This is a genomic window from Micromonospora sp. CB01531 (assembly GCF_001905095.1).
Classification (GTDB): Bacteria; Actinomycetota; Actinomycetes; order Mycobacteriales; family Micromonosporaceae; genus Micromonospora.
This window is the reverse complement of the sequence record NZ_LWLS01000091.1, coordinates 28,929-51,329: the sequence shown is the minus strand read 5'-3', so window position 1 is coordinate 51,329 and position 22,401 is coordinate 28,929. Positions and strand designations below refer to the sequence as shown.

Annotated in this window: 20 protein-coding genes and 1 pseudogene; 14 read left to right on the top strand and 7 right to left on the bottom strand. The window is 71.8% G+C overall.

All coding sequences use genetic code 11. From position 1 onward, the window contains the following. Positions 1-76 precede the first annotated feature (76 nt). On the bottom strand, positions 77-2,692 hold the full coding sequence (locus A6A27_RS27535) for a transcriptional regulator (protein WP_241825490.1): 2,616 nt from the start codon (positions 2,690-2,692) through the stop codon (positions 77-79). Between the two features lie 300 nt (positions 2,693-2,992). Between A6A27_RS27535 and A6A27_RS42405 the strand changes: the two genes are divergently transcribed. Beyond that, positions 2,993-4,912 (top strand): hypothetical protein, encoded by a 1,920-nt coding sequence (locus A6A27_RS42405; protein WP_083672927.1) that lies wholly within the window; start codon positions 2,993-2,995, stop codon positions 4,910-4,912. Here the strand turns inward: A6A27_RS42405 and A6A27_RS27525 are convergent. The 4 genes from A6A27_RS27525 to A6A27_RS27510 are packed head-to-tail and all read right to left on the bottom strand — an operon-like array spanning position 4,901 to position 7,683. After that, positions 4,901-5,179 (bottom strand): transposase, encoded by a 279-nt coding sequence (locus tag A6A27_RS27525; protein ID WP_198940472.1) that lies wholly within the window; start codon positions 5,177-5,179, stop codon positions 4,901-4,903. The two genes, A6A27_RS42405 and A6A27_RS27525, sit on opposite strands and share 12 nt — an antisense overlap. Before the next feature lie 49 nt (positions 5,180-5,228). Continuing rightward, positions 5,229-5,726, bottom strand: a complete 498-nt coding sequence (locus tag A6A27_RS27520; RefSeq protein ID WP_073837551.1) for a hypothetical protein — start codon at positions 5,724-5,726, stop codon at positions 5,229-5,231. After that, positions 5,723-6,400 (bottom strand): response regulator, encoded by a 678-nt coding sequence (locus A6A27_RS27515; protein ID WP_073837550.1) that lies wholly within the window; start codon positions 6,398-6,400, stop codon positions 5,723-5,725. The genes A6A27_RS27520 and A6A27_RS27515 overlap by 4 nt, the downstream gene beginning before the upstream one ends. Beyond that, complete coding sequence (locus A6A27_RS27510; protein ID WP_073837549.1) at positions 6,397-7,683, bottom strand: sensor histidine kinase; 1,287 nt, start codon at positions 7,681-7,683, stop codon at positions 6,397-6,399. The genes A6A27_RS27515 and A6A27_RS27510 overlap by 4 nt, the downstream gene beginning before the upstream one ends. Positions 7,684-7,838: 155 nt before the next feature. Between A6A27_RS27510 and A6A27_RS27505 the strand changes: the two genes are divergently transcribed. From A6A27_RS27505 to A6A27_RS27495, 3 genes are read left to right on the top strand one after another with little or no spacing between them, the layout of a single operon-like run. Further along, positions 7,839-8,786, top strand: coding sequence for an ABC transporter ATP-binding protein (locus A6A27_RS27505; RefSeq protein WP_073837548.1), 948 nt, complete (start codon positions 7,839-7,841; stop codon positions 8,784-8,786). Between the two features lie 8 nt (positions 8,787-8,794). Then, positions 8,795-10,420 (top strand): ABC transporter permease subunit, encoded by a 1,626-nt coding sequence (locus A6A27_RS27500; protein WP_143194206.1) that lies wholly within the window; start codon positions 8,795-8,797, stop codon positions 10,418-10,420. Beyond that, complete coding sequence (locus A6A27_RS27495; protein WP_073837547.1) at positions 10,417-11,211, top strand: ABC transporter permease; 795 nt, start codon at positions 10,417-10,419, stop codon at positions 11,209-11,211. The genes A6A27_RS27500 and A6A27_RS27495 overlap by 4 nt, the downstream gene beginning before the upstream one ends. A 351-nt stretch (positions 11,212-11,562) precedes the next feature. Here the strand turns inward: A6A27_RS27495 and A6A27_RS27490 are convergent, their stop codons facing one another. After that, positions 11,563-11,922 carry a VOC family protein gene (locus tag A6A27_RS27490; RefSeq protein WP_143194205.1) on the bottom strand — a complete coding sequence of 120 codons (360 nt, stop codon included), beginning with the start codon at positions 11,920-11,922 and terminating at the stop codon, positions 11,563-11,565. Between the two features lie 110 nt (positions 11,923-12,032). Between A6A27_RS27490 and A6A27_RS27485 the strand changes: the two genes are divergently transcribed. From A6A27_RS27485 to A6A27_RS27475, 3 genes are all read left to right on the top strand, one after another. Further along, positions 12,033-12,512 carry a DUF6933 domain-containing protein gene (locus tag A6A27_RS27485; RefSeq protein WP_073837545.1) on the top strand — a complete coding sequence of 160 codons (480 nt, stop codon included), beginning with the start codon at positions 12,033-12,035 and terminating at the stop codon, positions 12,510-12,512. A gap of 267 nt (positions 12,513-12,779) precedes the next feature. Next, positions 12,780-13,103: an ArsR/SmtB family transcription factor gene (locus A6A27_RS27480; protein ID WP_073837544.1), complete on the top strand. Its 324-nt coding sequence runs from the start codon at positions 12,780-12,782 to the stop codon at positions 13,101-13,103. Beyond that, positions 13,100-13,579 (top strand): SRPBCC family protein, encoded by a 480-nt coding sequence (locus tag A6A27_RS27475; protein ID WP_073837543.1) that lies wholly within the window; start codon positions 13,100-13,102, stop codon positions 13,577-13,579. Before A6A27_RS27480 ends, A6A27_RS27475 begins: the two co-directional genes overlap by 4 nt. Positions 13,580-13,818: 239 nt before the next feature. Here the strand turns inward: A6A27_RS27475 and A6A27_RS46300 are convergent, their stop codons facing one another. Continuing rightward, positions 13,819-14,367 (bottom strand): hypothetical protein, encoded by a 549-nt coding sequence (locus A6A27_RS46300; protein WP_073837542.1) that lies wholly within the window; start codon positions 14,365-14,367, stop codon positions 13,819-13,821. 196 nt (positions 14,368-14,563) lie between these two features. Between A6A27_RS46300 and A6A27_RS27465 the strand changes: the two genes are divergently transcribed. The 7 genes and pseudogenes from A6A27_RS27465 (at position 14,564) to A6A27_RS27435 (ending at position 22,074) form a co-directional block, all read left to right on the top strand. Then, positions 14,564-15,817 carry an efflux RND transporter periplasmic adaptor subunit gene (locus A6A27_RS27465; protein ID WP_073837541.1) on the top strand — a complete coding sequence of 418 codons (1,254 nt, stop codon included), beginning with the start codon at positions 14,564-14,566 and terminating at the stop codon, positions 15,815-15,817. A gap of 115 nt (positions 15,818-15,932) precedes the next feature. After that, positions 15,933-16,640, top strand: coding sequence for a response regulator transcription factor (locus A6A27_RS27460; protein ID WP_073837561.1), 708 nt, complete (start codon positions 15,933-15,935; stop codon positions 16,638-16,640). Next, positions 16,637-18,304, top strand: coding sequence for a sensor histidine kinase (locus A6A27_RS27455; RefSeq protein WP_073837540.1), 1,668 nt, complete (start codon positions 16,637-16,639; stop codon positions 18,302-18,304). The genes A6A27_RS27460 and A6A27_RS27455 overlap by 4 nt, the downstream gene beginning before the upstream one ends. A 46-nt stretch (positions 18,305-18,350) precedes the next feature. Next, on the top strand, positions 18,351-19,553 hold the full coding sequence (locus tag A6A27_RS27450) for an efflux RND transporter periplasmic adaptor subunit (RefSeq protein WP_073837539.1): 1,203 nt from the start codon (positions 18,351-18,353) through the stop codon (positions 19,551-19,553). Beyond that, positions 19,553-20,293 carry an ABC transporter ATP-binding protein gene (locus A6A27_RS27445; RefSeq protein WP_073837538.1) on the top strand — a complete coding sequence of 247 codons (741 nt, stop codon included), beginning with the start codon at positions 19,553-19,555 and terminating at the stop codon, positions 20,291-20,293. Before A6A27_RS27450 ends, A6A27_RS27445 begins: the two co-directional genes overlap by 1 nt. Then, positions 20,290-21,491 (top strand): annotated as a pseudogene (locus A6A27_RS27440) (ABC transporter permease). The gene A6A27_RS27445 and the pseudogene A6A27_RS27440 overlap by 4 nt, the downstream one beginning before the upstream one ends. A gap of 22 nt (positions 21,492-21,513) precedes the next feature. Further along, a complete protein-coding gene (locus A6A27_RS27435; protein WP_073837537.1) occupies positions 21,514-22,074 on the top strand; it encodes a hypothetical protein in 561 nt (186 codons plus the stop codon). Positions 22,075-22,401 lie beyond the last annotated feature (327 nt).

Below are 22,401 nucleotides of genomic sequence, written 5' to 3'. Positions count from 1 at the left end.
TGGTGCCTCGTCATGCGTCACTTGAACGGGTGATCCGGATACTGGCTGGCTGTGCGTCGGTGCGGTGGTGCTCTCGCTACGTGGCCAGGCTTCTGCATAGCTGGTCTGCCTGCGTGATGGTTGCTTCTTGGGGTTCGGCGTCGAGGTCGGCGAGGGCTTTGGTCAGGGCGCGCTGGAGGGTGCGGATGCCGTCGGGGTCGCCGAGGGCGTGGCGGGCGTGCATGGCGCGGGTGTAGAGGGTTTCGTTGTAGCGGTCCAGGTCGATGGCCTTGGTGAGTAGGTCGGATGCGGCCTGCGGGTCGGTGTCGAGCAGGTCGTCGGCGAGTAGCAGGTGGGCTTCGGTGCCCCAGCGGCGTACGGTCTCGCGGTGTGGCTGGAGCCATTCGTAGTCTTGGCCTTCTGCGAGGGGTGCGGTGTAGAGGTCGCAGGCGGCGGTGAGTAGTTCGTGGCGGCGTGGGCCGGTGGCGATGGCTGCGGCCCGCAGCAGGTCGCGCAGCGTCCAGACGTCGACGTCGATGGTGGCTGGGTCGAGTCGGTAGCGTCCGGTGGTCTTGATGAGGTAGGCGTTCTTCGTCTCGGCGGTGCCGGCGCGGCTGAGTACGTGTCGCAGGTTGCTCGCGTTGGTGTGTACGCGTTGGTCGGCTTGGCTGATGCGGGCGTCGGGTTCGAGGTATTCGCCGATCTCGCGGGTGGTGACTCCGTCGGGGTGGCAGGCGAGGAATACGGCGAGTTCGAGGGCTTTGGCGCGTAGCGGCCGGCCGGGTTCGGTGATGTTGTCGATGCGCGGCTGGCCGAGCACCCGCAGCTGCGCTTTGCCGCTGTTGGCGTCGGTGGATGGGGTGGTGACGGGGGCAGGCTGGTCGGGCGGGTCGGTGTCGGTTCGGTTGGCGTGCAGTGGGACGACCGTGACCGGTAGAGCGGGTGAGGCGACGGCGGGTGGTTCCCCGGTCTGCGCCTCCCGCAGCGTGGTGAGGATCTGGATCGCCGTGTCGGGCTCGAGTACGGGCAGGCGCGGCGGCATCGGCTCGGCCGCCTGGCCCGAGACGAGGTTGGTGTGGCCGTCCGGGCTGACCTCGACGGTGGCGCCGTGGGCCCACTCGCCGAGCAGCAGGCCGGACACGTGGAGGTCGCTGCCGAGGGCGAGAGCGGTCTTGGTGCGCATCCGGGCGCTGGCGGGCGGGGTTTCGGTGATGAGCATGATCGGCGGCAGGGCTTCCTCGTCGGGAGCCTGCTGGCGCAGGGTGTCCAGATCGGTGAGGGTGTGCTCGTCGAGGATGCGGCTGCGGTGCAGGAGTTTGGCTTCGATCATGGTGAGCGCGTCCTCGACGCGGTCGGTGACGTGGAGCCGTGGCCATGGGCTGAGGGCCACGGCGTTGGGGCCGAGCAATGTTTCCAGGGTGGCGGCGTCGATGATGACTTCGCCGCGGGCGTCGGGGTGGTGCGGGCTGCCGGATGCCAGGACGGCGACGAGGGTGGCGCGGGCGGCGGCGTGCGCGCCGTCGCCGACGATGCCGGTTCCGCCGGGTGGCAGCGGTGCGAGGTCGGGCACGAATGCGGGCGGCTCGGTGTCGTGGCTGTCCGGGTTCGGCAGTTCGGGGTTGCGGGCCACGGCGCGGCGCAGGTGGCGCACAGACGGTGGCAGTTCTGTGGGTGGGTCGGCTGCGGGCTCGCCGGTGTATCGGCGGCGGCGTTGTGCCCAGACCAGCAGGGCGGCAGCGCTGATCGCGGCGGCGAGTGACCAGGGCAGCCAGTTGGACGGTGATAGCTGCACACCGTCGGTCGTCGCGGTCGGACCGTGTGTGTCGCTATTGCCTGGCGACGCTGACGCGGTGGGGGTGGGGGTGGCCGGCGGGGTCGGCGGGGTGGACTCTGGCGGGCTCGGGGTGGCCGTCGGTGTGCTGTTGGGGATTGCTGCTGCTTCTTGCTCGGTCGTCGCGGGCGGCACTGTGGGACTCGGCGAGTCTGGGGCGGCACTCGGCGATGCCGAAGAAGTCGCGGTCACCGGCGGTGGCGTTGGCGCAGCGGGCGGCGTCGCCGGTGTGGCACCTTTCGGCGGGCGGGCGTCGGCGGGGAGCCGCAGTTCCCAGCCGGGGTAGATGAGGCTGCAGTCGCGCAGGGTGCCGCCGACTCGAGGGAAGTGGCGGTGTTTGTTCAGGCGGCAGATCTCCGGCCACCTCTTGGCGTCGCCGAGCCACTCCTTGGCGATCTTGGACAGGGTGTCGTGCCGCTCGACGGCGTAGACGTAGCGGGTGTCGGCGACGTGGATCAGCGCGGGTCCTCGCGCGACGGCTTGTCGAGGAATCACGCCGGTGCTGTCAGCGGAGGCGACGACGGCCGTCGACCTGCCACCGTCCTCCCCCGTGTTGAGGGATCCGACAGAGGTGACGGCGATTGCGGCGGTGCCGGCAAGGCCGAACACGAGCCGGTGTAACGGTGCCGGAAGCCGCAGCGCGGGGATCCGCCATCGGGTCAACACCGCGAACAGTTCGGCGGTCAGGAGCAGCGCGCACGCCGCCCAGAACAGCCACAGCATCCAGATGGCTGCGCCAGTAAGAACATCCGGGGTGAATCGGCCGCTCGGCTCGTCGAACCAGGTGACAACCTGCGGCCACGTCGGCAGCCGTCGCACCGGGGCACCACCGACGATCCACAGCAGAGCCGGCACCCCGACCAGGAAGGCCAGAGCGCCCACGACGGCGCGGATCACTCGAACGGGAACCGCCGGCCGGTGCCCTGGGGGCCGGGGCGATGACGATTCGTGTGGGGCATAGACCGTGGGACGCGCATATTCGGCCAGCCGATTGCCTCTGTTCGGGGACTGCTGCGGCACTCTGCCCTCCACCCGCGCCGATGCTGATCTTCCTCCCGCATACACGACAATGGCGGTCGATGGCCATCTCCGAGAGAAGGATTCTCACCATACGCGCACAAAAGATCACTGCGCGGGACTGTGGTTGACGATCCACTCCCCTGTCGGGAGAAACTGCCGCACATGCCAAGCGGGGGTGTCCGACTATCCATCGATCTCAGTTCGTCGGCCATCGCCGCCACCGTCGACCGGCACGGCGCCCGGATCCCCGTGATGCTCGACGGTGGCCTTGTCATGCCGCACGGCGTCGCCCTCGACCCTGCCGGTCACGTTCACGTCGCAGTGGCCGCAGCGTCCCAGCCGTCGGCGGACCATCAGTTCGTCAGTGACCCGCTGGAGCTGCTCGGCAGAACCGAGGCCGACCAGCCGGTCGACGGTGTGCAACTGCTCGCCGCACAGCTGTGGCATGTCGCTGACCAGGCCGCCCGCCAGGTCGGTGAGCCGATCACCGCCCTCACCGTGACCATCCCGGCAAGCTGGGGACCACGCCGAAGAGGACAGCTCACCGACGCGGCAGCCCACGCCAGCCTGCCCGCCCCCGCCATGGTCACCGCGCCGGCAGCGCTGGCCGCCTACACCAGGGCCCACGGGGTCACGACACCTGACGGCTCCTGCCTGCTGATCTGCCAGGCCGACCGCCATCCGGTCACCGTCACCGTCCTCCAGGTCGGCCCCGACGGGTTCCGCGAGCTGGCGACCCGATCGATCGACCTGCCCCGCGACGTGAACCAGATTCTCGCCCAGCGAATCGTTGACGCGGCCACCGAGGACGACGACCCCCTGCGAACCGAGATCGCTCAGCCCACACAGGACCACAACAATCGAGCGCTGCTGGAATCCATCCGACATGCCAGACAGCTGTTGACGGCCCAGGATCGCGCGCCGGTGCTGCTCCCCGCACCCCGCAAGCCCGCGGTCATCAGCCACGACGACGTCGCCGTCGCCGCGCAGCCCCTCCTCAACAGCGTCCACGACGCGGTCCGAGACATCCTCGACGCCGCCGACATCGACAGCCAACACCTCAGCGGCGTCCTCCTCCGGCAAGCCGAAGCGTTACCCGGCCTGCAAGACCGCCTCGCCACCGCCACCGGCCTCACCCCGAGCACCCTTACCGGCCACTCCCACGCCCTCGCCGACGGCGCTCTGGCCCTCACCGCGCCGCACCACCACACACCCACCGCCGCCAACACGCGGCTACCACGCGTCCGACTCCGCATCCGGGACCTGACCGGCGCCCTCCTTCTCGGCGCCTGCTCCCTCACACTGCTGCTCCAAGCGATCCTCACCGCAGACATCACCACCACCTACGCTCTCCGGGTCGTCGGCGTCCGCACCTCCCTACCCGAGTTGGGCACCGCCGGCGCACTCGCCATGCTCACTGCCTTCGCCGTCGCGCACCTCGCCCCCACCACCTGGCTCGCCGGCACACCCACCACCGCAACAGCTGCGGCCGGCAGCCTCATCCGGCGCGGATACCTCGCCGCCGCCGCCGGCGGCGCGATCGCCGCCGCCCTCTACGGCCTCGCCACCGGCACCTCCGTCGAATTCGACTACGGTCAATACCTGAATTGGACACTCGGCTCCGCGCTACCCCTCGCGGCCTGCGCCGCCGTCATCGCCGCCGCCGCACCCCGGATCCCGGCCCACACCCTGCCCGCCTGGCTCGCGCGCGCCCGACCGGCGATCATCCACGCCGCCATCGCCGTCACCGGCATCTACCTCATGCGAGCAGCGCTCACGATCACTGCGCCCGTCGACCTGACCGGCATGGAAGGCCTCATCGGCAGCATCGGAGCAGCGCTTGTCGGCGCCGCCACCGGCCTGACCGCCAGCCGAAGCCGCACCATCCGCACCATCACCGCCACAGGCCTCGCCATCGGCTACGCCATCGTCTTCACCAACAACACCCACGGCGCCCTCATCGTCGGCTACCTCGTCGCCCTCACCTGGTGGGGCGTCCGCCTCACCGCACACACACTGCGACTCGCATTCCCCACCGCCGGGAAGGCGCTACGCCGCCTCACGGACGGCTCAACCACCTGACCGACGCTTCTGGCCAGCAGGTCGCTGTATCCGGCCGGATCCGGCTCGGCGACCACGCGGTCGGCCGGTCGCGCCAGGGTGTCGGGGCGGCTTCGGTAGCCGTAGCACCCGGTCGGCGCGAAGCCGGCCGAGCAGTTGCACGGGCAGGTCAGCCAGGACGAACGCCAGCCGGGTGATGTCGTAGCCGGTGTCAGTGACGATCAGAATCGGCGGGTCGCCGGGACGCCAGTGCCCCGCCGCGATCAGCCGGTTCACCACCTCACGCACGGCTCCTACGAGCGGCTCAAGTTCGTCGCGAGCCACGAGGGCATGAAGCTCAGTCTGCGGTGAACGGCAGCTCGACCGGCTGGCCGCTGCGCCGGCCGGGCGCGGAGTGCTGCGGTGCCGGGGGGGCCGACAGTTGCGAGTGCCGGTGGTTGCGTACGGCGACCTCGCAGGTGACGAGGCGGATCGGCGTGGGCGGTGCGGCGAACGGCCCCGGCCCCCAGCGTACCCAGAGCGCGACCCGGCCGGCGCCGGCCTCGGCGAGCAGCTTCTCCACAGTGCGCCGGCGATCGGTGCGGTCCACCTCGATCACGATGGGCCGGCCGGCCGGGCGGGCGCAGGCGACGTCCACGATCGAGTGCCGGTGCTGGTACGGGGCGGGCAGCGGGACGACGCTCGTGGCGCGCCGATACACCCGGAAGCCCTGGGACTCACCCCAGGCGGCGACCGCGTCGACAAGCAGCGCGGTGACCTCGTCCGTCGACCGGTCCACGAACGTGAGCCGGCCCAGGTACGCCGCCAGCGAGGCGGCGAGCTCGTCGTCGTTCATGGTCTGCCCCGGTTGCCACGCGGGACGACCAGCCCGGTCTCGTAGGCGACGACGACCGCCTGCGTCCGGTCCCGCAGGCCGAGCTTGCCCAGCAGCCGGCTCACGTGCGTCTTCACCGTCTCGTCACTGACCACGAGCCGCTCGGCGATCTCCGGGTTGGACAGGCCCTCGGCGACGAGCCGCAGCACCTCGGTCTCCCGCGGGGTGAGCACGCCGAGCGGGAAAGGATGCCGGGGCGGGCTCGGGCGCAGCCGCGCGAACTCGCCGATCAGCCGCCGGGTCACCGTCGGCGCGAGGAGCGCCTCGCCGGCCGCGACGACCCGGACAGCGTCGAACAGCCGCTCGGCGGTGACGTCCTTGAGGAGGAAGCCGCTCGCCCCGGCGCCGAGGGCGTCGTAGACGTGCTCGTCCAGGTCGAACGTGGTGAGGATGAGGATCCGCGGGCCACCGTCGGCGACGAGGTGCCGGGTCGCCTCGATGCCGTCCATCACCGGCATCCGCACATCCATGAGAACCACGTCGGGCCGCTGCTCGCGGCAGACCCGCACCGCCTCGGCACCGTCGGCGGCGCTGCCGACCACGGTGAGGTCCGGCTGCGTGTCGAGGAGCGCGGCGAAGCCGGCCCGGACGACCTCCTGATCGTCGGCGACGACGACCCGCACCGGCTCGCTCATCGCTCCACCATAGTTTCGCTCGTCCCGACGAGGGTTCCGGCACAATGGTGGCCATCGGGTCCGGCCGGGACCGGCGTCGCCGACGGTGCCTCCTCGGGGAGGGGCAGCACCGCGTCGACCAGGAAGCCGCCGCCCGGCGCGGGGCCGGTCCACAGCTCGCCGCCCAGGGTGGCGACCCGCTCGCACATGCCGAGCAGCCCGTGTCCGGCGCCGGAGAGCTGCCCGGGGACCGGTCCGGGACCGTTGTCGCGGACGCGCACGCGCAGGGCGTCCCTCGCGTACGTCAGCTCGACGTCGACCGCGGCGCCTGGGGCGTGCCGGCGGACGTTGGTCAGCGCCTCCTGGACGATCCGGTACGTGGTGAGCTGCACGCCCGGATCGAGCGGGACGATCTGGCCGCGCACGAGCAGCCGCGTGCCCGCCCCGGTCGAGTCGCGCACCTCGTCGAGCAGCTCGGTGAGCTGCCGCAGGCCGGGCTGTGGGGCACGGGCCGGTCTCGTCCCGGCGGACTCCTCGACGTCCTCGCGCAGGACCCCAAGGAGCCGGCGCATCTCGGTGAGCGCGGCCCGCGCCGTGTCGCCGATCGCGAGCAGGCGCTTCGCCCCGTCCGGTGGTAGGCCGGGCGTGGTCAGCCGGGCCGTCTCCGCCTGCACCGCGATCATCGAGATGTGGTGGGCCACGACGTCGTGCAACTCGCGGGCGATCCGGGCGCGTTCGCCCCGCGCCGCGTACGCGAGCAGGGTCTTCGCCATCGTCTGGCGGGACTCGTCGTGGGCTGCGGCCTCTGCGCGGGCCCGCACCGCGACACCGACGCCGGCCGCCCCGACGGTCGCCGCCGCGACGGCGAGCGCGAACATCCGCCCGTCCAGGCCGCCACCGGGCGGGCCGAGAATCGCGTAGACCACGAACGGCAGCACGAACCAGCCTGCCACGGTGGCCCGGCGGCGGCGCCCCACCAGGCAGAGCGCGGTGAGCTCGGCGACGAGCACCGCGATCGGCGGCCGGGGGTACAGCGCGAGCGTAAGCGCCGTCGCCGCTGTCGTGGTCGCCGCGGCCCACACCGGCTGGGTCCGCAGCTGCGCCACCGGCGCGGCGGCGCAGACGGCGAGGAACAGCGCGGCCGGCAGCAGGGCACCGGAGACCACGCCGAGCAGGACGGTCTCCACCATCGCGGCGAACCCGAGGAGCGCCGCGGCGACCGCTGGCAGCTCGGGCAGGTCGGTGACCCGTCCGACGAACGCTCCAACGGCGGCGGCCGACCGGCCGTGCGCATCCCCCTCCATGCCGCCATTCTCCCGCCAGGGCCGGTCCGCCGCGTCCCCCGGTGACCGTCCCCCATGCTGGGGACCTGACGCACGCGGCGTAACCCGGAGCCCTGCGCCAAAGACGGCCCCGCAGCGGGACGACCGGGCGTCGCCGGCCGCCTAGCGTCGCTGCCATGACCGAATCTCCCCCACGCAGCGGCGTGACGATCGAGGTACGCGGGCTGCGCAAGCGGTACCGCTCGACGGTGGCCGTCGACGATCTGTCGTTCACCGTCGAGCCCGGCATGGTGACCGGGTTCGTCGGGCCGAACGGCGCCGGCAAGTCCACCACGATGCGGATCATCCTCGGGCTCGACGCGGCCGACGAGGGCAGCGCGCTGGTCGGCGGCCGGCCGTACCGGGTGCTGGACCGGCCGCTGCGCACGGTCGGCGCGCTGCTTGACGCCGCCGCCGTGCACCCGGGTCGCAGCGCCCGCAACCACCTGCTCTGGCTCGCCCAGTCCAACGCGATCCCGCGCCGTCGCGTCGACGAGGTCCTCGACCTCGCCGGGCTCGCGACGGTCGCGAAGCGCAACGTGGGCGGGTTCTCCCTCGGCATGCGGCAGCGGCTCGGCATCGCCGCGGCACTGCTGGGAGACCCGGCGGTGGTCATCTTCGACGAGCCGATCAACGGCCTGGACATCGAGGGCATCCAGTGGATCCGCAGCCTGCTGCGGTCCCTGGCCGGCGAGGGCCGAGCGGTCCTGGTCTCCAGCCACCTGATGAGCGAACTGGAGGACACCGCCGATCACCTGCTGGTCATCGGCCGCGGCCGGCTCCTAGCCGACACGAGCGTCCGGGAGCTGGTCACCACCGCGTCCGGGGACCGGGTCGCCGTCCGTACGGGCATGCGCACCGAGGCGATGACGACCCTCGCCAACGCGGGCGCGCTGGCCACCATCACCGACGGCGAGACGGTGACCGTCTCCGGCCTGCCCGTCGAGCACGTCATCGAGCTGCTCACCCGAGACGGGGTGGCGTTTACCGGCGTGTCCGCGCACCGGGCCTCCCTCGAGGAGGCGTACATGGAGCTGACCCGCGACGCGGTCGAGTTCGGCGCTGCTGCCGGGCGCGAGGGGTGAACGGCCCGGTGACTGCCACCACGCACCGCACCACCAGAACCGCCGGTCCGCTGCCGGCCGCCGGCCGCCCCGGCTTCGGTTGGCTTCTGCTGTCGGAGTGGACGAAGCTGCGGTCGGTCAGCCGCTGGACCGTCGCCCTGCTCACCGCGCCCGTGTTGATCATCCTCGTCGGCCTCCTGTCCGCCGCGAGCAGCCAAGCCGGCAACCCCGACTCGACCGTCAGCGGCCCGGACGGCACCTGGGTGCAGGACCGGTTCCATTTCGTCCACCGCCCACTCACCGGCGACGGCAGCGTGACGACCCGGGTCGCCTCAACAAGGCTCGAGTTGAGCGTGCCGCAGCAGGATGGCGGCGACGGACGGACGCAGGACGTCGAACGCACCGTGTGGTCGAAGGCCGGGCTGATGGTCAAGGACGGCCTGCGGCCTGGCTCGCGTTACGCCGCAGTGATGGTCACCCCCGGGCACGGCGTCCGGCTGCAGTCGAACTTCACGACCGACATCGCCGGCCCAGCCGTCGGCGCACCGACCTGGCTCAGGCTCACTCGCGCCGGCTCGACGATCAGCGCCTTCCAGTCATCAGACGGAGTCTCCTGGACACCCGCCGGCACCGTCACCGTCCCGGACCTGCCGCAGACCGTCGAGGTCGGGCCGTTCGTCGCCTCGCCGGCCGGAATCCTGATGGGGGAACGGCAGTTCGGCACCGTCCAGTTCGAGCGGTACCCGACCACGACCCGAGCGGTATTCGAACGGCCCACGCTGGAGCCGGCCAGAGCCACGGGCGCCGCGTCCGGCGAGCCGCAGGACGGCTGGCGGGACGACGAGGTCAACGACGAAGCTGGTCAGTCGGGTCCGCCGCTGCCCGCTGGCGCGCGGCCGGACAAGACACCGCAGGCCGGGCCGCCCGCCGCCGAATGGGCGGGGGACCGGCTCACGCTGGTCGGTGTCGGCGACATCGCGCCGCGAACGAAGTCGGAGGACGTCATCAAGCTGGGCCTCACTGGCGCGTACGCCGGACTGATGGCGCTCGTCGCGGTGGCGGTCCTGTTCGTCACCACCGAGTACCGGCGCGGCATGCTCCGCACGACGTTCACGGCAAGCCCCAGACGGGGGCGGGTTCTGGTGGCCAAGGCGATGGTCGTTGGCGCGGTCACGTTTGTCATCGGGCTGGTGGCGGGTGTCGCCGCGCTGCTCATCACCCTGCCGATCACACGCGACAACGGCTTCCTGCCCCCTGTCTACCCGGACTGGTCACTGATCGACCCCACGGTCCTGCGGGCGATCGTCGGCACCGCCGGCGTGCTGGCCGCGATCGCGGTGTTCAGCCTGGCCCTCGGCACGGTGCTGCGTCGCGCCGCGGGCGCGGTCGCCATCGTCATCGTGCTCATCATCCTGCCGCAGCTCCTCGCCGGTGCTCTGCCGACGGCGGCCGGGCAGTGGCTGATGCGGCTCACCCCGCCTGCCGGGTTCTCGGTCCAGCAGACGGTCCCGCACTACGAACAGGTGCCGCGGATCTGTATACCCGAGAACGGCTGCGTCTACGACCAGCCGTGGGCCGGGTTCGCGGTCGTCTGCGGGTACGCGCTGGTGACGATGGCCGTGGCGCTCTGGCTGCTGCGCCGGAGGGATGCGTGAGCACCGTGTACGCGATCCGCGCGGAGTGGACGAAGCTACGGACGGTGGTGAGCACGCCGTGGCTGCTGTTCACCGCCGTCGCCGTCACCGCCGGCATCAGCGCGATGGTCACGAACGCGGCCAGCAACCGCACCTGCCCGGTACCGTCGCCCTGCCTCGATGACCTGCCGAAGCTCAGCCTTACCGGTGCCCAGTACGGCCAGGCCCTCGTGGTCGTGCTCGCCGTTCTCGTGATGAGCGAGGAGTACGGCACGCGCTCGATCGGCGTGTCCCTGATGGCGGTACCGCGCCGGTGGCGGCTGTACCTGAGCAAGGCGGCCGTCCTCACCGGGGTGGTGGTCGTCATCGGCTCGCTCGGCGTCCTCGGCTCGCTGCTGTTCGCCCGGCAGGTCCTACCCGGCACTGCGTTCAGCGCCGCCAACGGTTACCAGGGCCTTTCGCTCCGGGACGAGCCGACGCTGCGGGCGGTGTACGGCACAGTGCTTTACCTCGCCCTGGTAGCGCTGCTGAGCTACGGCGTCGCCGCGATGCTGCGCGACACCGCCGGGTCGGTCGCCACGATGCTCATCCTGCTGTACGTCGCGCCGATCCTGACGGCGGTCGTCACGGACCCTCGGTGGCTGACGCGGATCGAGCGGGTCTCGCCGATGATCGCCGGCCTGAAGATCCAGGCGACGACGGCGCTGGACTCGCCGACAATCGGACCGTGGCAGGGCCTGGGCGTCCTGGCCCTGTGGGCCGCGGGCGCCCTGCTGGCGGGCCTGCTCTCGCTGCAGCTGCGCGACGCGTGACTCGGGGCCTCGTGGTCGGTCGCAACGACCGCCACAAAGCCCCGATCGGGCACTGCGCCTACGAGCGCCTGCGGCGCGGCAGCCAGGAAGTCGCGGCAGAATCAGGTTCACGCATAAGTAGCCGCCGACAGCGCTCGGCAATGATGGCGCGCCAGCCGACCCCGGATCGTTGTTGCCTGACTGCGGACATGAGCACAGCCGGATCGGCGCCGCGAGGGGTCCAGCCCACGGCCCGCAGTGCCTGCTCGATCTCATCGCCAAGGTAGTCCGCCGTCGAGGGCTTCTCAGGTGGTGGCCTTGGCCGATCGGCGGTCGGGCGGCAAATTGGGTACGCGGTCCCTTCGGCGGCCTTCAGCTGAGCTGTTCGGCCAGTCCGACGACGATGCCCTCGGGGCCGCGGACGTAGCAGAGCCGATAGATGTCCTCGTACTGCGCCAGCTCGCCGACGAGTTCGGCGCCGTGGGTGCGCAGGCGGGCAACGACGTCCTCGATGTCGTCAACGGCGAACATGATGCGACGAATGCCCAGCGTGTTCGCCGGTGCGTCCTTCGGCTCGGCGCTGATCGCCTTCGGCGCGGGGAACATCGCCAGCTCGATTCGGCCGTGGTCGTCCGGGGTCCGCAGCATCGCGATGTCCTGTCGGACGTCGTCGATCCCGATGACCCGCTCCACCCAGCGTCCCTCGACTGGCGTCTTGCCCTCCAACTCCATGCCCAGCTCGACGAAGGACGCAATTACCGACTCACGCCGGACGTGCCGCGTAAGCCGTCGGGTGACACGGACGGCACCGAAAGCGGACGCGCAGAAGGCAGGATGGGCGCATGTTCATCCTGCGCGCAACCGCGAAGCTGCGCCAACGCATCGGCCTGTCCGCCCCGCATACGGCTGAGTCCACGACGTTGCTCGGCGACTGGTACGCCACCATGTTGCCGTGGCGACCGCAGGTCGCGCTGCTCGTCAACGAGCGCACCCTGCTGCCGGTGCTCATGCCCCTCGCGCCGGCCGCCACCATGCCCGCCCGGGTCGCCGACCAGGTCGGCGAGGTACTCGCCGCCCACAGCGTGCCCGACCTGATGATCTGCGCCGAGGTCGACCAGATGCGCCAGTGGCGGATCGCACCGACGGCCAATCGCAGCATCGTCGGCATCATGAACGAGTTCGCCTTCCTCGCCGACACCTGGCGCGACGCCGCCAAGCCGAACCTTCTCGATCTCGCCGTGCGGCTGGCCGCGACACCCTGCAGCCCGCTCTACCGGCGCCATGTCAGCCCCGACCGGGAGCTCGCAGCCCTCGTGCAATGAGGCTTTTCCACCCTGATCTTGCAGGTCAGGGTGGGTGCGCGCGGGTCGGAGATCGATGATGATGAGGCTCCAGGTGTGACAGCAGTCGACCAAGGTCAGATGCGCCGAACAGGAGTCTGGCTGTGCTGCCTTACGCCGTCATGATCCCGCTGTCCAGCCACGATTGCGTCTCACGGGCGCTCGGAGCTACCGGCGTTGGCCGCCTCGGAGGCTCTGAGAAATGGCGGAGCTTGACGAACCCTGCTGGTAAGTCGTAGCTTACCGTTCGTGGCCACTTACCGAATTGAGGATGGGTGGGACGCCCTGGGCGACCCGACGCGGCGGGCGATCATCGCGTGTCTCGCGGAGCAGCCAAGGGCGGTCGGCGAGCTGGCCGCGGTGCTGCCGGTCAGCCGGCCAGCGGTGTCGCAGCATCTGCGGGTGCTGAAGGACGCTGGCCTGGTGACGGACCGTACGGCGGGCACACGGCGTGTCTACCGACTCAATCCCGCCGGGGTGGCCGCGTTACGAGATCAGCTCGACACCTACTGGAGCCGGGCGTTGGACGGCTTCAGGGACGTTACCGAGCGTCCTGACGAGGAGGAATCATGAGTGGCACGGATGCGGTGGTGCGGCGGCAGATCGTGGTCGACGCGCCAGTTGAACGGGCGTTCGCGGTGTTCACGGAGCGGTTTGGCGACTTCAAGCCGAAGGAGCACAACCTGCTGGGGTCGCCGATTGCGGAGACTGTGTTCGAGCCGAAGGTCGGTGGGCACATCTATGACCGCGGCGAGGACGGCAGTGAGTGCGCCTGGGCGCGAATCCTCGCCTTCGAGCCGCCGGACCGGGTCGTGTTCAGCTGGGACATCAGCCCGGCATGGCAGGTCGAACAGGATCCGGACAACGCCAGCGAGGTCGAGGTCCGGTTCGTCGCCGAGACACCGCAGCGGACCCGGGTCGAGTTGGAGCACCGCAACCTGGACCGGCACGGTCCGGGCTGGGAGTCGGTTCGTGACGGCGTCGCTCACGACCAGGGCTGGCCGCTGTACCTGGACCGCTACGCCGGTCTGTTCATCGATGCCGGATAACGCCAAGGCGATGAGACGGGCGGCGTTGCCGCTGATCAGTGAGCGTTTTCATCCTCGATAGGCCGGGTGGTCGACGCGCCGTCCTTCCACGTGGCGGTCTGCATCGCAGCGGCTGCTCCGTCGCACCCTGACCACCGTCCCCGCGCCGCTTTCCACCGCGCGCCGCGGCCCCGGCCTCCTGCCGGACAGCAGCATGCTGGTTCGGGCGCTGGCCGCAGTGGCGGTGCCGGCGACGGGCTTCAGCTCGTCGGTGCCGGGCTGACCGCCGCGCAGGCGGTCAGCGCCTCCTTGGCCTTCGCGTCGGACGGGTCGAGACGGTCCAGATCGACGCCGCGCCCGCGCAGGCAGGTGCGGTAGGCCGTACCACGCCCGTCGTCCGGCGCGGCCGAGCCGCCGGGCCCGCCCCACCCTCCGGGCCGTGCGGTCGGCCGCAGTGCCGAGCAGGCCTCCTGTGCCTTCTGCCAGGTGGCCTCGTCGACACCATCTGGCCGACCCATTCCCGGGAACCGGCGTCCCTCGCCGTCCGATGGGCGAGCCGTCGGGAAGCCGGACGGCCGGGCAGTTGGGAAGCCGGACGGCCGGTCCCTGGGAGGGCGGGACGGGTCGGCCGAAGGCAGGGTGATGCCGTTGTCGCGCAGGCATTCCTGGTACGCGGCGAAGGCGTTGTTCCCTTCGGCACCGGTCGCCGCGGCGGTGGGGGTGCTGTCCGCGCCGCAGGCGGTCAGCAGGGCCGACGCGGCGGCAGTCAGTACGGCCGCCAGGAGGCGGCCCCTTCCAGTCTTCGACACGGAGACTCCTCAGCCGTTTCCGGAACCCGCTCAGGTAAGCGGCTACAGCTCCGGGTCGCCTCGGACCGGACTGGGAGTTGCCTCGGAGCTCTGCCGCGGGCACCCGAGCCGACCCGCCAGTTGGGCCGCGGCTTTTGAGGCAACTCCCAGGTGGAACCGAGCCGCTGGAGAGGAGCGGCCGGCAGACTGACCCGTCATGAGAGAGGGCCAGACCCGACTGTGGCGTACCCGACGGGTCCGCTGGGGGGCCGCCGGCATCGGTGCCGCGCTCGTGCTCGGCGCCGGGGCGTTGGTGTTCACCGCGGACGCCCGCGAGGTACCGGCCCGGCCGGTCACCGTCACCGTCGACCGGGGCCCGGTCGAGATCCACGTCGCCACCACCGGCACGGTCCAGCCGGCGAACACCCGGGCGCTGAGCTTCACCGTTTCTGGCACGGTGGCGCGCGTCGCCGTTCGGCCCGGCACTGTGGTGCAGGCCGGGCAGCAGCTCGCCACGCTCTCCGACGAGGACGTCGCCGCGGCGGCCGACGCGGTTGGCCGCGCCGAGCAGGATCTGGCGGATGCCCAGGAGGCACTGGCCAAGGCGCGCGAGTCGACCGATGCCGCATCGCGCTGTGCGACCGCCGCCGTCCGGCCCGCTGCGTGGACGTCGTCGCGGCCCGCCGGAACGGCGAACCCGGCTCCCTCAACGGCATCGGGTTCCGCGGCACAGACCACCTCCCCGAGCGGCGCGCCACCCGCCTCACCCACCCGCCCCGCCCCCGCGCGGACCGGGGTCCCGCAGCCTGACGCGACGCGGGCACCCGGCGATACTGCCTGCTCCGGCGGATTCCAGGGCGGCGGCGACCGAATCCTTGATGCGCAACGCCGGGTCAACCAGGCCGAGGCGGCGGTCGCGGAGGCGGAGATCGCGCGGTCCGGTGCCACCATCACCGCGCCGATCCGGGGCACCGTCCTGGCCGTCGCCGGGAAGGTCGGCAGCACGGTCGGCCGAGGTGCCGCCTTCATCACCCTGGCGGACACGTTCAGCATGCAGGTCGAGGCGAAGTTCCCCGAGGCGGACGCGGCGGCCATCGCCGTCGGGCAGCCCGCCACGGTGGGTCTCGCCGACCGAGCCGCCCAGGCGTTGCCGGCGACCGTCGTGCAGGTGGACCCGGCCGGCACCGCCGACGGTCAGATGATCCGCTACGGCGTGGTGCTCTCGTTCACCGACGCCCCGGGGAACCTGCTGATCGGGCAGACCGCGGCGGTGACTGTGCGTACCGGGTCGGTTGCCGACGCGCTGCGCGTGCCGTCCACTGCGGTGCACGATGTGACGGACGGCCGCGGCAGCGTGCGGTTCGGTGCTGCCGGCGAGCTGCGCACGGTCACCGTGGGCCTGCGTGGCGATCAGTACACCGAGGTCACCGACGGGTTAGCGGCCGGCGATGCCGTCCTGCGGTCCTGGTGACAGCTGGGACACAGGTTCCACACAGTTCGCTCCGAGGCAGGCCCGGTAGGCAGAGCCGGTGCAAACCGACATCCTCCGGCCGCCGGGCGAGGGCCCAGCCCCAGCTCTCGGTAGCCTGACCGACACCGCCCGGGTACTGGTGGTCGACGACGAGCCGAACATCTCCACGTTGCTGGCCGCCGCGCTGCGCCTAGTCGCGTATGACACCCGGGTGGCCGCCAATGGTCGAGCGGCACTGGCCTGCGTTGAGGAGTTCGACCCCCACCTGGTCGTCCTCGATGTGATGCTGCCGGACCTGGACGGGTTCGAGGTGGCCCGGCGGCTACGCGCGGCCGGGCAGCCGGTGCCGGTGCTCTTCCTGAGTGCAAGGGACACGGTGCAGGACCGGGTGACCGGGCTGGTCGTCGGCGCAGACGACTATGTCGCCAAGCCGTTCAGCCTCGAAGAGGTGGTGCTGAGGATCCGAGCCATCCTGCGTCGCAGCCGACCGGAGTCGCCGACGGTGCCGGAGATCTCCACGCTGCGCTACTCCGATCTGGAGCTCGACGACGGCGCGCACCAGGTACGCCGGGCGGGCCAGCCGGTGGATCTGTCGCCGACCGAGTTCCGGCTGCTGCGCTATCTCCTGCTCAACGCCGGGCGGGTGGTGAGCAAGGCGCAGATCCTCGACCGGGTGTGGAACTACGACTTCGGTGGTGACGGGCGGATCGTCGAGTCGTACGTGTACTACCTGCGCCGCAAGGTCGACCGGCTCGGCCCGCCACTCATCCACACGGTGCGCGGCGTGGGGTACACCCTGCGGCTACCGCACGGGGAAGAGTGAACCGCCTGCTGCGAGTGCGCCCCTGGGCGCACTGGACCCTGCGCTCCCGGCTCGTGCTCGTGGTCGGCGTGCTCACCGCGCTCGCCCTGCTCGGCGCGAACACGGCCGGGTTCTTCCTGCTCCGCGGCTATCTGCTGGAACGGATCGACGACCAGTTGACCGCCCAGGCCCGGCCGCTGCACGCCGGCCCCAGGCCCGGCGGCTCCACACCGGCGGCCACCCCGCAGGCCGTCGCGCCATCCACGGGTCCGTACTCCGGGGCGGAACCCGCGGCCGGCGCCGGCCGTGGCGTGCCCGGGCGCTTCGCCCGCCTGGGCCAGGACCAGATGGTCCTGGCCTACCGCACGGACGGCACCCGGGACACCGAACGCAGCAGCACGCCGACGGCGGCCGCCCCGGATCCGGGCAGTCTCGCCGAGGTGACAGCGCGGGCCGCGACCGGACGGCCGTACACCGTAGCGGGCGGTGACGGAGCAGCCGAGTGGCGGTTGCTGGCCGTGCCGGTCGAGCGGGACGGAATCGTCGTGGTCCTCGGCGTGTCGCTGAGCGAGGCGGACCGAACCGCCGACCGGTTGCTGCTCATCGATGTGGCGGTCACCGGCACCGTGCTGCTCGGGCTGGGCTTGCTCGCGGCCTCGGTGGTCCGGCTGGGCCTGCGCCCGCTGACCAGGATGGAGGGCATCGTCGCGGGCATCACCGGGGGCGAACTCACCCACCGGGTCGACGGCGCCGACCCGCACACCGAGCCGGGCCGGCTGGGCGCGGCGGTGAACCTGATGCTGGACCGGATCGGCGCCGAAATGGCCGCCCGTGCCGCCTCCGACCGGCGGTTGCGTCAGTTCGTCGCTGACGCCTCGCACGAGCTGCGTACTCCGCTGACCTCGATCCGGGGCTTCGCCGAGTTGTACCGGCGCGGCGGCGCCCCGCCGGGGCCGCTGCTCCACGAGACGATGAGCCGCATCGAGGGCGAGGCGGCTCGGATGGGTGTGCTGGTCGAGGACCTGCTCCTGCTCGCCCGGCTGGACCAGCAGCGGATCCCGGCGCTGCGGCCGATTGACCTGCTGGAGATAGCCGCCGACACCATCCGCGACGCGCACGCCCGGACGCCGGAGCGGCCCGTCCGGCTGACCACCCTGGCCGACCGCGACGACGACTCGTTTGAGCCGCCGAGCGTGCTCGGCGACGAGCACCGGCTCCGTCAGGTCGCGGCGAACCTGGTCGGCAACGCGCTCCAGCACACCGGGCCGAACGTCCAGGTCACCGTCCGAGTCGGGCGGCTGCCCGCGCCACCGGCCCACCCGGCGGTCCGGTCCGCCCCGCTGCCTGAGCCGACCGGCGGCGGGCTCGCCGTGATGGAGGTGCACGACGACGGGCCGGGGATACCGGCGGAGCACGCCGGCCGGGTGTTCGAGCGACTCTACCGGGTGGATCCCAGCCGCGGGCGGGGCAACGGCGGCGGCTCCGGCCTGGGGCTGTCCATCGCCGCCTCGATCGTGCACGCCCACGGCGGCTGCATTGAGCTGGACACCACGCCGGGTGCGGGCACGACCTTCCGGGTGCTGCTGCCCGCCGCGCCCGAACAGGCCGCCGGGGAGCCCGACCCCCCGGTCCACGCCAACGGTGAGCCGGCCGAGTTGCAGAGGGCAATTCCGAGCCAGCTCTGAGGTTGCCCGGAACCTCCTCCCAGCCGACCGGTGGACGCTGTCGGTCATGCGTGTGCGCCTACCGGCCGTCCTGCACCGACCACCCGTGGCGGTCAACACCGCACTGGCTCTGCTGCTGCTCGGCGGCGGCTACTGGGCTTGGTCGTCGGTGGCCGGCGACTCCGCCGCCCAGGCGGAGCCGGCTCGGGGTACCCGGACGGTCCTGGTGTCGCGGGGGACGGTGACCGCAACCGTCACGGCGGACGGCTCGATCGAGAGCGCCACCACGGCGAGCGCCAGCTTCGCCACCGCCGGCACGGTCACCGACATTCGTGTACGGGTCGGGCAGTATGTCAAGAAGGGTCAGCTGCTGGCGACGGCGGATCCGGCCGCTGCCGAGCGAGCGCTCAAGGTGGCCCAGGCGAACCTGGACGCCGCCGAGGACGCACTGGATCGCGCCGCTGACGGCGACACCTCGTCCGCGGAGAACGCGGTGACCCAGGCGGAACTCGCGGTTGACGAGGCGAAGGCCGCGGTGGCCGGGACGAAGCTCACCGCGCCGATGGCCGGCACGGTGGTCGCCGTCAACGGCACGGTGGGCAGCTCGTCCGGGGGGTCCGGCAGCGGGCCGTCCGGCAGTTCCGGCGGCCAGCAGAACGGTGGCGGGTCGGGCACGACCGCAGGTTTCGTGGACCTCGCCGACCTGTCCCACCTGCAGGTCAGCGCGGCGGTCGCGGAGGCGGACGCCACCCGGCTCAAGAGCGGGCTGGCGGCCACCGTCACCTGGAACGCGTTGTCCGACGCCCGGGCGACCGGAAAGGTGGTGGCGATCGATCCCCAGGCCACCACCAGCAACAACGTGGTCACCTACGGCGTGACGATCAGTCTGGACGGCCTGCCCACCGGCGCCAAGCCGGGGCAGACGGTCACGGTCAGCGTCGTCACCGGCACCGTCCGGGACGTACTGATGGTCAACTCGGCCGCGGTCAGCGGCAGCGGCGACCGGCACAACGTCACCGTGGTCACCGAGACCGGCCAGGAGGTCCGGCGGGTGCAGGTCGGACTCGCCGGCAACCAGGCCTACGAGATCACCTCCGGACTGACCGAGGGTGACCGGGTCGTCCTACCGGACACCGGCACCGGGACCGGCAGCAACGGCGGCGGCTTGCGCGGTGGCGCGGGATTCCCCGGCGGCGGTGGCGTTCCTGGCGGTGGCGGCTTCCCAGGCGCCGGTCAGGGCGGGCGACGGACCGGAAACGGAGGCGGCTGATGGACCTCCGAGCCGCGCCGCGCCGCCCGGTGCTGGACGTCCGCGGGCTGACAAAGGTGTACGGCGAAGGGGACGCGGCGGTGCACGCGCTGCGCGGCGTCGACCTCTCGGTCGAGGCGGGCGACTACGTGGCGATCATGGGCTCGTCGGGTTCCGGCAAGTCCACCCTGATGAACATCCTCGGCTGTCTCGACGTGCCGTCGAGCGGGCGATACCTGCTCGACGGGGTCGACGTGAGTAGCCTCGCCGACCGGCAGCTCGCGCTGGTCCGCAACCGGCTGATCGGCTTCGTGTTCCAGGCGTTCAACCTCATTCCCCGCACCACCGCGCTGGCCAACGTGGAGCTTCCGCTGGCGTACGCCGGCATCCGGGCGACGCAGCGCCGGCGTCGGGCGATGGCCGCGCTGGACGCAGTCGGACTCGCCGAGCGCGCCGACCACCACCCCAACCAACTCTCCGGCGGGCAGCAGCAACGGGTCGCCGTCGCCCGGGCACTGGTCACCGAGCCGGCGCTGCTGCTGGCCGACGAGCCCACCGGCAACCTCGACAGCCGCTCCACGGACGACATCCTGGCCATCTTCGACCAGCTCAACTCCGCCGGACGGACGATCGTGCTGATCACCCACGAAGCGGAGGTCGGCGCTCGTACGCGTCGTCTGGTTCGGCTCTTCGACGGTCAGGTCCGCGTCGACGACCGGCAGGACGCCCTGGGCCGACACGCGGCGGGGGTGCCGCGGTGACGCTGGCCGAGACCCTCCGTTTCGCCCTACGCGGGATAGCCGCCAACAAGCTGCGCTCGGCGCTGACAATGCTCGGCATCCTGATCGGCGTCGCCGCGGTGATCCTGCTGGTCGCGGTCGGCAACGGGTCAGCTCAGGCAATCACGAGCCGGATCGAGGCGCTGGGCACCAACACCCTCACGGTGACCGGCACCAACCGGGGCGCAGGCACTGGGCTCACCCTGGACGTGGCCGACGCGCTGGTCGACCCGGTACTCGCCCCCGACGTACAATCGGTGTCCCCACTGGTCACCACCTCGGCCACCATCACCTACCAGGGTGCGGAGCACGAGGTCGGCCAGTTCGTCGGCACCCGACCAAGCTGGTTCGACGCCTCAAACTCGCCGGTCGCCAGTGGCATGGCATTCAGCGTCGACGACGAGGCGCAAAGCCGCCGGGTAGTGGTCATCGGGCGGACCGTCGTCGACGAACTGTTCTCCGGCGTCGACCCGATCGGACAGCAGGTCACCGTCGGCGGCGCGCTGTTCACCGTGGTCGGCGTGCTGGCACCGAAATCCGCGACAGGTTTCCAGGACGCCAACGACGTCGTGGTCGCGCCGTTGCGCGCGGTACGCGAGGTGCTGACCGGCTACGGGCCGCTCAGCTCGATCCTGGTCGAGGCAAAGAACCCGGAGCAGGTGGAAGCGGTCCAGACGCAGATCGCCACCGTGCTCGCCCAACGCCTGCCGAGCACCGGCACCGGCACCGGCACCGGCAGCACGCCGTACCGGATCCAGAACGCCGCGCAGCTGCTCCAGACGCAGACCGAGACCGCCGAAACCTTCACGGTCCTGCTCGGCGCGGTCGCCGCGATCAGCCTGCTCGTCGGCGGCATCGGCATCACCAACATCATGCTCGTCACGGTCACCGAGCGGACCCGGGAGATCGGTATCCGCAAGGCGCTGGGCGCCCGCCGCCGGACCGTACTGATCCAGTTCCTGACGGAGGCCACCCTGCTCAGCCTGATCGGCGGGACGCTGGGGTAATCGCCGCGCTGGTCGGGTCCCGGTTCGCCATCGTCGGCGTACAGCCGGTGATCGTGCCCAGCTCCGTCGTGCTGGCCCTCGGCGTGTCGGTCGCGATCGGGCTCTTCTTCGGCGGCCTGCCGGCGGCCCGAGCGGCCCGGCTGCGCCCCATCGACGCCCTGCGCTACGAGTAAGCCCATCCGGAGAGACGAGGACATGGACACCGCCGACACCGTCATCTTCGAACGGGTGGGCGACGAGCCACCGAGGTCGCCGACCCGGCCGGCGGAACCCGACCGGGACCTCTCCGCCGCGCTCGCGGCCGCCGCGCCACGCCGCTGGTGGAACCGGGGCACCTTTGTGCTGGCCGGGTTGCTGCTGGTGCTGGTCGGCTTCCTGGCCGGGACGCAGGTGCAGCAGCGCTGGGGGAACACCCCGGCGCTGGCGCCGGCCGGACGGACCGGGGGCTTCCCGGGTGCGCTGCCCAGCGCATTCCCCGGGGGCGGCCCGGGCCGCGGCGAGCCGGGCAGCGGGTCGGCGCCGACCTCCGCCGCGGCGGTCACCACCGGGAAGGTCAAACTCGTCGACGCCGGTGTCCTGTACCTGGAGACCTCCTACGGCACCGTGATCACCGTGCGGACCAACGACCGCACCACCGTGCAGACCAGCCGGCCGAGCGAACTGGCAATGCTCAAGGCCGGGCAGACCGTAAGCGTGCAGGGCGACCGGTCGACGGACGGCACGGTCACCGCCACCACAGTCACCGCCGCCGGCTGAGCCCACGGCGCCACAAGGGCTCGGCGTCGTGGTAGGCCCCGGCGGTGCAGCCTTTCAACGACTGAACCGGTCAGCGCGGCTGGATCACCAACCTGGAACAGATCAGGGTCCGCAGCAACTTCGGCGGATCCGGCACCGCACTCACCTCATCACCACCCACCGCGACGCTCTCGGGCACCGACCAACCCCCACGCCTCGCTCGGCAGATCCGGTCCAGGTGCCGTAGCCACACCGCTGCACTCACCTCCGCAGACGTGCTCGACGCCGGTACGGCGGACAGGTCCGAGGGGCGAGCGGAACAGCGGGTGGACTACACCGGCATGCCGA